The sequence below is a fragment of the Bacillus sp. SCT118 genome (assembly GCF_058566435.1).
On record NZ_CP191225.1, the window covers coordinates 1,234,212 to 1,246,802 of the forward strand.

The following is a 12,591-nucleotide window of genomic DNA, read 5'->3' on the forward strand; positions in this document are numbered from 1 at the left end:
ATGGACGCGACATATGAAGAGTTAGAGCGCAATGACATCAAAGGCCCGCAAGAAGCGGAGCAGCTGACACATGCCTATGCTGGCTTTTGGGTTCGTTTCTGGGCTTTCCTGCTTGATTGGCTCGTGATATGGGGATTAAACCATTTGCTCGTTTCTCCCCTCTTTACCGTATTGGATCTGCCGAAAACATCCGGCATGTTTACCTTCTCGGCTTACAGTGTGACAACGCTTATTGTGTATCTTGCCTACTTCGCACTAATGACTAAATACTTCAGGCAGACGCTTGGTAAAATGGTGTTCGGCCTCAAAGTGGTTTCTGTGAAGCAAGTTAGCAAGCTGACATGGAGTACAGTGATTTTTCGTGAAGTGGTTGGACGGTATATTGATAAGATTTGGATTTTATATATCGTTGTTGCTTTTTCACCTACAAAACAAGGGATTCATGATTACATCGCGGATACCACCGTGGTGCATGAAAAATTATACCGCAAATAACCGATAACCCGGACCTCTGTCCGGGTTTATTTTTTTAGGAATTGGCGATAATGCTCCTAGAGGAAGTGAAGAATATGGTGTATGTACTGACAGCCATTCTTATTCTCATAGGGATCGTACTGCTTCTCAGAATGAAAATCCATGTCGCGCTGGAGTATCTTCATGCCGCTGATAATGACAAATTGACTTTGAAGATTACGGCGCTGTTTGGCCTTATAAGGATCAAAAAAACAATCCCGGCGATTAAGGTGAACAAAGAAGACGGAACAGTGGATATCAAACAAAAAACTGAATCTAAAATGAAAAAAAGCAGCGGAAAGAAAAAAATTACACAAAACGATGTGCAGCAAAGCATTAATAAAATCGAAATGCTTTTGCATCAGGTCACCAGACTGCGGAAAATCAGCGCGTCTTTTCTCGCGCATTTACATATCACAAAACTAGAATGGGTTACAGTAATCGGAATTCAGGACGCGGCAGTGACAGGTGTGTTAACAGGTGCTGTATGGGGTGTGAAGGGCGGTATCGCAGCAATGCTCTACGACCACCTGGACTTTGTGAATAAACCTGTCTATGAGGTGATCCCGTCGTTTCAAGTCCCTGTTTCCAAGACCCATTTTCAGTGTATATTCTTTTTTCGCTTTGGACATGCTATGCTTGCAGCTTTCAAATTCGTCAAATACGGACGGGAGCTATCCGTATTAAAGAAGAATCCGTCGGCTAGAATGACTTCAAAGAATGATTCATCAGTTTAAGGAGGAAGCGTATATGGCAGACCATCCCATCCAAGGTTTAATGAAAACCGCAATGGAAAACTTGAAGGAAATGATTGATGTTAACACCATCATCGGAGATCCAGTAGAAACGCCTGATGGAAGTGTGATTTTAACTGTTTCTAAAGTTGGATTCGGATTCGCCGCAGGCGGAAGCGAGTTTGGCGGAAAGCCGGCCGAAAAGAAATCGGAAGACGATGAGACAAGAGAACAGAAACTTCCTTTCGGAGGCGGAAGCGGGGGCGGTGTGTCCATTACGCCGATCGCGTTTTTAATTGTCGGATCGTCAGGCATCAGAATGCTTCATTTAGATGAAAATACCCATTTAATAGAGAAAATTTTAGACGCAGCCCCTCAAACACTCGAACGCATCCAGCAAATGTTCAAGAAAAATAACAAGAACCAAGGCCAGGGCCAAAATCAAAACCAAATGAACAATATGAATTATTAAAAAAAGGTTAACTGCGCTGGCCGCAGTTAACTTTTTTTTGGCATAAACTTTGCAGTTTGCAGGAAACTTTACTATGATAGAGACATACATACAAAAGGGAGGAATTATAATGGCTGAAATTACATTCAAAGGCGGTCCGGTTACACTTGTCGGACAAGAAGTGAAGGTAGGAGATCAAGCTCCTGATTTCACAGTGCTGACTAACAGCCTTGAAGAAAAATCGTTAGCTGACATGAAAGGAAAGGTAACGATTATTTCTGTTATCCCTTCAATTGATACAGGTGTTTGTGATGCACAAACACGCCGTTTTAACGAAGAAGCTGCAAAGCTTGGAGATGTCAACGTCTACACAATCAGTGCAGACCTTCCATTTGCGCAAGCGCGCTGGTGCGGCGCTAACGGAATTGACAAAGTGGAAACACTGTCTGACCACAGAGATATGTCATTTGGCGAAGCGTTCGGTGTGTATATTAAAGAACTTCGTCTGCTTGCGCGTTCCGTATTTGTCCTTGATGAGAACGGAAAAGTCGTTTACGCTGAATATGTAAGCGAAGCAACAAACCACCCGAACTATGAAAAGCCAATTGAGGCTGCTAAGGCATTAGTGAAGTAAGCAGGGAAAAAAGCTCCAGGCTGCCGCCGGAGCTTTTTTTATGGCAAGGAGGAACACAATATGGAAAAAGACCATGTAGGTGCGGTGTATGAGCTGTTAAACGAAGCCGCGATTATGATAAAGAATGAATTGCAGATTTCATATATAGAGGCGCTGGCCGAAGCAGGAGAAATGTATTTTCTTGAAAAAACGGATCAGCTGAAACTGCCTGCTGATCAGAAAACCAAACAACTTCAGGCTCTGCTTGAAAAAGCGGAATTCGGCACGTATGAGCATGAGTGGGTACGCAAGGCTTTTCAGCTTGCCGTCCTTAAAGGAATGAAAGATATCTCCCATCCAAACAGACAAATGACGCCGGATACGATTGGGCTTTTCATCAGCTATTTGGTGAATAAGTTTATGGCGGACAAAAAGGAACTGGCCATTCTTGATCCAGCCTTGGGAACTGGGAACCTTCTGTTTACCGTGCTGAACCAGCTGTCTGAAAAAACGGCAAACAGCTTTGGCATTGAAATTGATGATGTGCTCTTGAAGATCGCCTATGCCCAAGCGAACCTTCTGAAAAAAGAGCTTGAGCTTTTTCACCAGGACAGCCTTGAGCCGTTGTTTATCGATCCAGTTGACACGGTCATTTGTGATCTGCCAGTCGGCTATTATCCGAATGACGAAGGAGCAGAAGCGTTTGAGCTCAAAGCTGACGAAGGCCATTCCTTCGCTCATCATCTGTTTATTGAACAGAGCGTCAAGCATACCAAACCAGGCGGCTACTTATTTTTTATGATTCCGAATCATTTGTTTGAGAGCTCCCAAAGCGGCAAGCTGAAACAGTTTTTCAAAGATAAGGTTCATATCAACGCACTGTTGCAGCTGCCAAAATCTATTTTTAAAGACGAAGCGCATGCCAAAAGCATCCTTGTGCTTCAGAAACAAGGAGAGAATACGAAATCGCCGGGGCAAATTCTGCTTGCGAATCTTCCGTCTTTCTCCAATCAAAAGGCGATGCTTGATATGATGGCTCAATTTGATGAATGGTTTAAAAAAGAAAAGTAAGTGTTTTAAAAGCAGCTTAGGCAGCCCTATGAGGTCGATGCCTAAGCTGCTTTTATTTGACCGGACTTGACGAATTGAATCCAGCTTTGAAACACAAAATACAGAGGGAAAAACCGCAAATTGTAAGCGTTCATCAATACAAAACTTATAGGGAATGTGTCTGAAAATAACGACTTCTTATTGTAAGCGTTATCAATACGCAAGTTGACTTGAAAAGCCGACATGACAATGTTTAAATGGAAAAGTCAGATATTTTTCGGAGAAGATGTTGATATTCACCGGGAAAAAAGTACGAAAAACGAAGTTGTTGATACAGAGTATAAAGGAGCGTCAATCATGTCCAAAATTATTGCAATTAACGCAGGAAGCTCGTCTTTGAAATTTCAGCTTTTCGAAATGCCTTCAGAAACCGTTTTAACGAAGGGTTTAGTTGAACGAATCGGTATCGCCGACAGCGTATTCACAATTTCTGTGAACGGCGAAAAAAATACAGAAGTAACTGATATTCCGGATCATGCGGTAGCTGTTAAAATGCTGCTGAATAAGTTGACGGAATTCGGCATTATTAAAGACTTGAATGAAATTGACGGAATTGGCCATCGTGTCGTTCACGGCGGAGAGAAATTCAGCGATTCTGTTTTATTAACGGATGAAACCATTAAGGAAATCGAAGATATTTCTGAATTGGCACCGCTTCACAATCCGGCAAATATCGTTGGAATTAAAGCGTTCAAAGAAGTGCTTCCAAATGTTCCTGCGGTAGCTGTATTTGATACGGCATTCCACCAAACAATGCCTGAGCAGTCTTACCTGTACAGCTTGCCGTATGAATACTATGAAAAATTCGGCATCCGTAAATACGGCTTCCACGGCACTTCACATAAATATGTAACTGAGCGTGCGGCAGAGCTTCTCGGCCGTCCGTTAAAAGACTTGCGCCTGATTTCCTGCCACCTTGGAAACGGAGCAAGTATTGCCGCTGTTGAAGGCGGAAAATCAATTGACACATCCATGGGCTTTACGCCGCTGGCCGGTGTAGCAATGGGCACACGCTCTGGAAACATCGACCCTGCCCTGATTCCATACATCATGGAGAAAACAGGCCAAACGGCTGACGAAGTATTGAATACATTAAACAAAAAAAGCGGACTGCTCGGCATTTCCGGTTTCTCAAGCGATCTTCGTGACATCGTTGAAGCAACGAAAGAAGGAAATGAGCGCGCGGAAACGGCTCTTGAAGTATTCGCAAGCAGAATCCACAAATACATCGGTTCTTACGCTGCAAGAATGAGCGGTGTCGATGCGATCATCTTTACTGCCGGTATCGGTGAAAACAGTGTGGAAGTCAGAGAACGCGTTCTTCGCGGTTTAGAATTCATGGGCGTATACTGGGATCCTGCGCTTAATAACGTGCGCGGCGAGGAAGCTTTCATCAGCTATCCGCATTCTCCGGTAAAAGTCATGATCATTCCGACTGATGAAGAAGTCATGATTGCGCGCGACGTTGTTCGTTTAGCAAAATAAATCGCATGAAAGCACATTCTCTTGAATGTGCTTTTTTGTTGATGCATGATAGTGACAGACAGAAAACATAAAAGAGGTGGGCCAATGAGCGTTCAAGAGCATAAACAAGAAGCTCCCGATATCGTTCGGTGCAAAGTGATTACTGTCAGTGACACGAGGACAGAGGAAACCGATAAAAGCGGCAAGCTGATGATCTCATTTTTAGAAGAAGCCGGTCATCATATTGCTGCATATGAAATTGTAAAAGACGAAAAGGATGCTTTGCAGCGGTCAGTGCTTGCGGGCTGCATGGATGAACAGACAGACGCGGTACTCTTAAACGGAGGGACAGGCATAGCAGATCGGGATGTCACAATTGAAGCCATTACGCCGCTGTTTTCGAAAGAACTGCCCGGCTTTGGAGAAATATTCAGGATGCTGAGTTATACAGAGGATATCGGCTCTGCCGCAATCATGTCGAGAGCAGCTGCCGGCGTCATTCAGCATACCGCTGTTTTCTCAACGCCAGGCTCAAGCGGCGCGGTAAAGCTGGCAATGAATAAGCTGATTATTCCCGAACTTGCACATGTGGTCAGAGAAATCAGAAAAGACAAGTAAATGAATAAATACTACGAAACTTCACCTGAAATTTAGGTGAAGTTTTTTTTATAAAAGGCTTGAAAAAACGAAACGTACTTGTTAAAGTGTATACATACAAAATGTATTTTTATTAAATATAATTTATTTTTATACAAAATAGTAACACGGTTGAGAGGGGATTATTATCATGTCAGAACAGAAAAAAGTCGTATTAGCATACTCAGGAGGTCTTGATACTTCCGTCGCAATAAAATGGCTTCAGGAGCAAGGATATAATGTAATCGCCTGCTGCCTGGATGTCGGTGAGGGCAAAGATTTGGCATTTGTTCAGCAGAAAGCGCTTGAAGTCGGCGCGACAAACTCCTACGTGATCGATGCAAAAGAAGAATTTGCACAGGACTACGCGCTTATTTCTTTGCAGGCCCACACGATGTATGAAGGAAAATACCCGCTTGTTTCGGCATTATCTCGACCGCTGATCGCGAAAAAACTGGTTGAAATTGCGGAAAAAGAAGATGCACAGGCGATTGCCCACGGATGCACAGGGAAAGGAAATGACCAGGTTCGTTTTGAAGTCTCCATTAAATCATTAAACCCTGATCTTGAAGTCATCGCGCCGGTTCGCGAATGGCAGTGGTCACGTGAAGAAGAAATTGAATATGCGGCTAGCCGCGGCATTCCGATTCCGATCAATCTTGACAGCCCGTATTCTATCGACCAAAACCTCTGGGGACGCGCCAATGAGTGCGGCATTTTAGAAGATCCATGGGCGGCGCCGCCAGAAGGTGCATACGATTTAACAGCTCCGCTGGAAAAAACGCCGGACACGCCGGAAGTGATTGAAATTGCATTTGAACAGGGCGTGCCTGTCTCCATTGACGGTGTTTCCTACTCGCTTTCTGAGCTGATCTTGAAGCTGAATGAAATGGCGGGCGCGCATGGTGTCGGACGTATCGACCACGTGGAAAACCGCCTCGTCGGCATTAAATCCCGGGAAGTATACGAATGCCCTGGTGCGATGACACTGATCAAAGCGCATAAAGAATTAGAAGATTTGACACTGGTGAAAGAGGTAGCCCACTTTAAACCGATCATCGAGCAAAAAATGTCAGAAATCATTTATAACGGCTTATGGTTCTCGCCGTTAAAAGACGCGCTGCACGCTTTCTTAAAAGAAACGCAAAAGCATGTCACAGGCATTGTCCGCGTGAAGCTGTTTAAAGGCCATGCAATTGTAGAAGGACGTAAATCGGAATACTCTCTATATGATGAAAAACTTGCAACATATACAAAAGACGATGCATTTGATCACCATGCAGCAATCGGATTTATCGAGCTTTGGGGACTTCCGACAAAAGTGAACAGCATCGTGAAAAAGAAGGAGCAGATTAAAGCATGAAGAAGCTTTGGGGAGGCCGATTTCAAAAAACACCGGAAAAATGGGTCGACGAGTTCGGCGCGTCCATATCATTTGACCAAAATTTAGTTGCTGAAGACATTACAGGGTCTCTCGCACATGCTGCCATGCTGAAAAAATGCGGTATTCTGACAGCAGAAGAAGAGCTGAAAATCCGAGAGGGCCTGAATACCCTTTTGCAAAAAGCAGAGGAGGGAGCATTGGAATTCTCAGTCGATTATGAGGATATTCATTTGAACATTGAGAAAATGCTCATTGACGAAATCGGTCCTCTTGGCGGCAAGCTGCATACCGGCAGAAGCCGGAATGACCAGGTGGCGACTGACATGCATTTATATTTGAAGAATCATGTCGGCCACATCATCGAGCTGATTGAGGCATTCCAAAGTGCGCTGATTGAAAAGGCGGAAGCGAACGTTGAAGCGATTCTGCCGGGCTACACACATCTGCAGCGCGCCCAGCCGATTTCATTCGCTCACCATCTGCTTGCGTATTTCTGGATGCTTGAGCGCGACAAGGAGCGTTTTCAGGATTCAATGAAGCGGATTAACAAATCTCCGCTCGGCTGCGGGGCGCTCGCGGGAACAACCTTCCCAATCGACCGTGATTATTCAGCGGAACTGCTCGGCTTTGATGCCATTTATGAAAACAGCTTGGACGGCGTCAGTGACAGAGACTTCATTTTGGAGTTTTTAAGCAACAGCAGTATGCTGATGATGCACCTATCCCGTCTCGCTGAAGAAATCATTTTATGGTGCTCGCAGGAGTTTAAATTCATCGAGCTTGACGATACGTACGCAACAGGAAGCAGCATGATGCCGCAAAAGAAAAATCCTGATATGGCGGAGCTGATCCGCGGCAAAACAGGACGCGTATACGGCGATATGATGGGACTGTTTACGATCATGAAAGGACTTCCGCTCGCTTACAACAAAGATCTGCAGGAAGACAAAGAGGGCATGTTTGACACGGTGAAAACGGTGGAGGGCAGCCTGCAAATCTTCACAGGCATGATCCAAACAATGACTGTAAACAAAGACGTCATGAAGCAAGCGACAAAACAAGACTTTTCAAACGCGACGGAACTGGCCGATTATTTAGCTAAAAAAGGAATGCCGTTCAGAGAAGCGCATGAAGTGGTCGGGAAACTTGTGTACACATGCATCGAAAGAGGGATCTATTTAAGCGATATGCCGTTTGGCGATTTTCAGCAGGCGAGCACACTATTCGAAGAAGATATTTACACTGTATTAGACCCTTACTACGCAGTTGAAAAAAGAATGAGCGCCGGGGGCACCGGATTCAAACAGGTAAAGCAGGCGCTTGAAAAAGCGAAAGCTTGCGTGGCAGCAGGAGTTTGTTAAAATTTCCTTCATAAAATCCCGTCATTATAGCCAACCTACCTCTATAATGATGGGAGGCAGAATGATGAAAAAAGAACCGGAACGCTATATTTATGATGAACAAGAAAGCCAGGAGACAACAAGGCTCATTTCAGAAGCATATCAAAGCGGTTATGTCGATATGCCTGATCAGGAGTCTTCATCTCCTGCAGAATAAGCTGTCTGTACAGGCAGCTTTTTTTGTATGCCAAAGTGTAAAAAGTGATATTGCAAGCCTTTTATAGTAAAGTAGAAGAAGAAACACTTTATTGAAAGCGGCGACGTTGCTTTGGGAGGTATTCATGTGCGACATGCTTTAATTACTGCCGGTTCGAAGGGTTTAGGCCGCAAAGTGACTGAAACGTTGCTTGCAAAGGGGTATTCAGTAACAGTCAATTACAGACAGGATGAGGAGGCAGTCGGCCGCCTGAAGGAAGCCTGTCCCGATTGTCTTGACCGGCTGCAATTTGTAAAAGGTGATGTCACCAAAAAAGAAGATCTGCTGCGTATTGCAGAGGCTGCCTTAAACCGCTTCGGAAGGATCGACTTTTTGATTAACAACGCGGGACCATACATATTTGAACGTAAAAAGTTAGCCGATTATACTGATGATGAATGGTATGGCATGCTGGAAGGAAATTTAAGCGCCGTCTTTCATTTATTCAAAGCGGTTATTCCTATTATGAGAAAACAGCAATTTGGACGCATCATTACGTACGGATTCCAAGGTGCGGCTCACGCGCCCGGCTGGCTTCACCGATCGGCATTTGGCGCTGCGAAAGTGGGCTTGGCTTCTTTGACGAAGACAATTGCCATTGAAGAAGCCGAATTCGGCATAACCGCCAACATGGTTTGCCCGGGAGACATTGTCGGCGACATGAAAGAAGCATCGATAGAGGAAGCCAGAATGCGAATCGGCAAAGAAAAAACGCCGATAGGAAGATCCGGTACAGGCGAGGATATCGCCCGGATTATCGCTTTCTTGTGTGAGGAGAACTCAGACCTTGTGACAGGGACTGTTATTGAAGCCACCGGAGGCCTCAATGTCATTAACAAGAATCAAACAACATAAGTTTTTCAGCTTTTTAAAAAGGGAAAATAAAAAAATCAAAATCATGTGACGAGGTGAAAGAAATGAAAGTGACATATCACGGACATTCTGTAATCACAGTGGAAACGAAGGACCATCATATTATTTTTGATCCGTTTTTAACAGGGAATTCATTAACGGATATAAAGCCGGAGGATGTAAAAGCGGATGTCATCTTACTAACGCACGGCCACAATGACCATGTCGGTGATACTGAACAAATCGCCAAGCAAAATAACGCGTTGGTTATAGCCCCAAACGAGCTCGCTGTGTACTTAGGCTGGAAAGGCTTGAATGTTCATCCAATGCATATTGGCGGCTCCCGCCAGTTCGATTTTGGAAAAGTGAAGCTCACACAGGCCTTTCATGGATCAGCCATCACAGATGAAGAAAACAAAACGATCACTTACACAGGCATGCCTGCCGGTATTTTGCTGACTGTAGAAGATAAAACGATTTTCCACGCGGGCGATACGGCTCTTTTCTCTGATATGAAACTCATTGGCGAATTGAATCATATCGACCTTGCTTTCCTGCCGATTGGCGATAACTTTACGATGGGGCCTGAAGACGCCAAGCTTGCCGCTGAATGGCTGCGCGCAAAACAGGTCGTGCCGGTGCATTACAATACATTCCCGGTCATCGAACAAGACCCAGAAGCATTCGCTGACAGCCTGCCGGGCGGAGTCGGCAAAGTCATGTCGGTCGGTGAGACGATCGAGCTTTAAACCGTGAAACCATCTCCTGATGAATCAGGAGGTGGTTTTTATTTTTTCAGTTATCCTGTAATGGTCTTATTAGAGGTTCCTTCCAATTCTTTGCTGTGCTGCTGAAAACGTTTGGTTATCCGGGCGATTAAGTCCTTCGTGGCGCGGTCAAAATGATTTTCTTTTTGATTTGTCAACAGCCCTATGGGCGGGGTGATATCCAGGTTCAGAATTGGAATGACTTTAGTGCCGTTGAACGGTTTAGAATGTGCAGTGCTGGTAAAGATTGAAATTCCGATGTTTTCACGTACGTAATATTCATGTGACATGCTGCTTGTGAGCTCCATTTTTTTGTAGCGATTCCCGAGTTCTCTATGTAAGTGCTGTTCAATTTGTAAGCGAATGGGGCAATTGGCGGGCGTAAATATGAAGCGCTCTTCTGCTAAATCAGACAAATGGACAGCCTTCTTCTCAGCGAGCGGATGTTGATCAGATACAATCACATTTAATGTGTCATAAAAAAATGGATGGTAGTAATTTTCAAGAATCAGCTCCGGCTCGCCGCAGACTGCAAAATCAATCGTCCCGTCTAAAAGCTTTTGACTGCAGGTATTGGCGTCATCAACCTTGATATTAACCGTTATCTTTGGGTAGTCCTTTAAGAAATCCTTTAAAATCTCGGGGAATATCAGACTGGCGGTTGGCTCTGAAACCCCTATGTTGATAATGCCTGCCTCTTCTTCCTTTAAGTCGGAGAGGTTGTGTTTAAGCGCCTCGTATTGCATCAAAAGATCTCCTGTTCGTTCATAAAAAAGTTTCCCTGCTTTTGTCAACTGCAGGTTTTTTCCTCTTTCAAACAGCAGTACGCCTAAATCCTGCTCTAATTGCTTCATACGCATCGATATCGTCGGCTGCGAGTAGTTGAGTATTTCTGCAGCTTTATAGAAGCTTCCAAATTTTACAATCGTATGAAACGTTTTGATTGAGCGTAACTCCAATGTGCTCCCTCCTGTTTTTCATCATTAAAAATACTGAAGTGAAGGTTTACTTTTTTTGATTAGTCAAAGATCAGAGTATGCTTTATAGTATAAATAATAAAAGCTTAGTAAACAAATAGGAATTATATATTTTGAGAAGAGGAGTGACAAAAATGAGTGAGGATATTTTTCGACTGGCAACTGTTGAAGATGCATCGGAGCTGTTGAAACTGGTTAACAGCGCATTTCAGCCCATTCGGCAGCTGGATATTGATTGGCCATCCACGAGAGCTGATATCCAAATGGTATCAGAAAATATTGAACATCATTCAGCGATTGTGCTGGAGCGGGATGGGAAGCTGATTTCAACGATTACAATCAGGTTCCCGTGGGAGAGTGAGACGCCTCCTTCAAAATATCCGTTTGTGTGGTGGTTTGCGACACTGCCGGAATATAAAGGGCAAGGCGCCGGAAGTAAGCTGCTTACGTATGTTGAAGAAAAAGTGCTTCGAGATATGCTGAAGGCTCCTGCGCTGACACTCGGCACATCGGCGCGCAAGCATCCTTGGCTTGCTGACATGTACAGAAGGAGAGGGTATGAAGTGTATTTTGAGCAGGAAAAAGACGGGGACATAGGTGTGATGATGCACAAGGTTTTGATTCCGGAACGATTTAACCCAACGCTTTTAGGTGCGCCCAGCTGGGCATGATGTGAGGCAGCCTATGAATAAGCGTAAAGGATTGGTTTTGCTGCTGTCAGTGTTTGCATTACTTGGCGGGGGATGTTCGCAAACAAATAACAAAACAGATCGTCAGGCTCAAACGGTCATAGTCGGCACTGGAACAGATTTTCCGAATATTGCGTTTTTAAATGAAAAAGGCGATTTGACCGGGTATGACATTGAAGTGATGAAAGCCATCGATAAGGAGTTGCCTCAATATACATTTGAATTTAAAACGATGGATTTCTCAAATTTGCTGACGAGTCTCGGAAATAAAAAAATTGATGTGATTGCGCACAATATGGCCAAAAATAAAGAACGAGAAAAGCGTTTTTTGTATCATAAAGTCCCATATAACTACTCGCCGATGTACATCACGGTGAAAGAGGATAATCACAAGATTCATACATTAAAAGACTTACACGGAAAAACAGTCATAGTTGGCGCCACGTCAAATGCGGCAGATTATATTACAAAGTACAACAAAACGCACGGCAGCCCGATTCATTTGAGATATGCGGGACAGGGAAGCAATGACACCGCCAATCAAATTGAAACCGGGCGCGCAGATGCAACAATAGCTACACCGTTTGCCGTCGATTTTCAGAATAAAACGCACGCCTTCCGCCAAAAGACAGTCGGTGACGTGTTATTAGATACCGAGGTGTACTTTATGTTTAATAAAGGCAGCCAAACCTTGGCGGATGACACGGATCAAGCGATTAAAAAGCTGGAGAAAAACGGAACGCTAAAAAAACTAAGCCGAAAATGGCTCGGGGCAGATTATTCAAAATCAAGTTTTGAAAAATAA

Annotated in this window: 15 protein-coding genes and 1 pseudogene; 15 read left to right on the forward strand and 1 reads right to left on the reverse strand. The window is 44.2% G+C overall.

What is annotated here, in order from left to right; translation table 11 throughout:
• The 13 genes and pseudogenes from ACQVGT_RS06225 (at position 1) to ACQVGT_RS06285 (ending at position 10,102) form a co-directional block, all read left to right on the forward strand.
• Positions 1–495 carry an RDD family protein gene (locus tag ACQVGT_RS06225; RefSeq protein WP_015483562.1) on the forward strand — a complete coding sequence of 165 codons (495 nt, stop codon included), beginning with the start codon at positions 1–3 and terminating at the stop codon, positions 493–495.
• A 74-nt stretch (positions 496–569) separates the two neighbouring features.
• Positions 570–1,250 carry a DUF2953 domain-containing protein gene (locus ACQVGT_RS06230; protein ID WP_015483561.1) on the forward strand — a complete coding sequence of 227 codons (681 nt, stop codon included), beginning with the start codon at positions 570–572 and terminating at the stop codon, positions 1,248–1,250.
• 13 nt (positions 1,251–1,263) lie between these two features.
• Positions 1,264–1,719, forward strand: a complete 456-nt coding sequence (gene ytfJ, locus ACQVGT_RS06235) for a GerW family sporulation protein (RefSeq protein WP_015483560.1) — start codon at positions 1,264–1,266, stop codon at positions 1,717–1,719.
• A gap of 109 nt (positions 1,720–1,828) precedes the next feature.
• Positions 1,829–2,332 (forward strand): thiol peroxidase, encoded by a 504-nt coding sequence (gene tpx, locus ACQVGT_RS06240; protein ID WP_003223506.1) that lies wholly within the window; start codon positions 1,829–1,831, stop codon positions 2,330–2,332.
• A gap of 60 nt (positions 2,333–2,392) precedes the next feature.
• Positions 2,393–3,382: a class I SAM-dependent methyltransferase gene (locus tag ACQVGT_RS06245; protein WP_015384371.1), complete on the forward strand. Its 990-nt coding sequence runs from the start codon at positions 2,393–2,395 to the stop codon at positions 3,380–3,382.
• Positions 3,354–3,546, forward strand: a pseudogene (locus tag ACQVGT_RS06250) (hypothetical protein). Before ACQVGT_RS06245 ends, ACQVGT_RS06250 begins: the two are co-directional and overlap by 29 nt.
• Before the next feature lie 172 nt (positions 3,547–3,718).
• Positions 3,719–4,906: an acetate kinase gene (locus ACQVGT_RS06255; protein WP_003223511.1), complete on the forward strand. Its 1,188-nt coding sequence runs from the start codon at positions 3,719–3,721 to the stop codon at positions 4,904–4,906.
• 84 nt (positions 4,907–4,990) lie between these two features.
• A complete protein-coding gene (locus ACQVGT_RS06260; RefSeq protein ID WP_015384370.1) occupies positions 4,991–5,503 on the forward strand; it encodes a MogA/MoaB family molybdenum cofactor biosynthesis protein in 513 nt (170 codons plus the stop codon).
• 169 nt (positions 5,504–5,672) lie between these two features.
• Positions 5,673–6,884, forward strand: coding sequence for an argininosuccinate synthase (locus ACQVGT_RS06265; RefSeq protein ID WP_003229357.1), 1,212 nt, complete (start codon positions 5,673–5,675; stop codon positions 6,882–6,884).
• On the forward strand, positions 6,881–8,266 hold the full coding sequence (gene argH / locus ACQVGT_RS06270; RefSeq protein ID WP_015384369.1) for an argininosuccinate lyase: 1,386 nt from the start codon (positions 6,881–6,883) through the stop codon (positions 8,264–8,266). Before ACQVGT_RS06265 ends, argH begins: the two co-directional genes overlap by 4 nt.
• 61 nt (positions 8,267–8,327) lie before the next feature.
• Positions 8,328–8,462 (forward strand): hypothetical protein, encoded by a 135-nt coding sequence (locus ACQVGT_RS06275; RefSeq protein ID WP_004399018.1) that lies wholly within the window; start codon positions 8,328–8,330, stop codon positions 8,460–8,462.
• A gap of 126 nt (positions 8,463–8,588) precedes the next feature.
• The gene (locus ACQVGT_RS06280) at positions 8,589–9,356 is read left to right on the forward strand and encodes an SDR family oxidoreductase (protein ID WP_015384368.1); all 768 of its coding nucleotides are present in this window, start codon (positions 8,589–8,591) and stop codon (positions 9,354–9,356) included.
• 62 nt (positions 9,357–9,418) lie between these two features.
• Entirely contained in the window at positions 9,419–10,102 is a 684-nt protein-coding gene (locus ACQVGT_RS06285; protein ID WP_003245964.1) for a metal-dependent hydrolase, read from the forward strand.
• A gap of 50 nt (positions 10,103–10,152) precedes the next feature.
• On the opposite strand, the gene ytlI is transcribed toward ACQVGT_RS06285, so the two are convergent.
• On the reverse strand, positions 10,153–11,079 hold the full coding sequence (ytlI, locus tag ACQVGT_RS06290) for a LysR family transcriptional regulator YtlI (protein ID WP_015483558.1): 927 nt from the start codon (positions 11,077–11,079) through the stop codon (positions 10,153–10,155).
• 152 nt (positions 11,080–11,231) lie between these two features.
• Here ytlI and snaA point away from each other — a divergent pair, with 152 nt between their 5' ends.
• Positions 11,232–11,768 carry an N-acetyltransferase SnaA gene (gene snaA / locus ACQVGT_RS06295; RefSeq protein ID WP_015251464.1) on the forward strand — a complete coding sequence of 179 codons (537 nt, stop codon included), beginning with the start codon at positions 11,232–11,234 and terminating at the stop codon, positions 11,766–11,768.
• A 13-nt stretch (positions 11,769–11,781) separates the two neighbouring features.
• Entirely contained in the window at positions 11,782–12,591 is an 810-nt protein-coding gene (tcyJ, locus tag ACQVGT_RS06300) for a sulfur-containing amino acid ABC transporter substrate-binding protein TcyJ (RefSeq protein WP_015384366.1), read from the forward strand.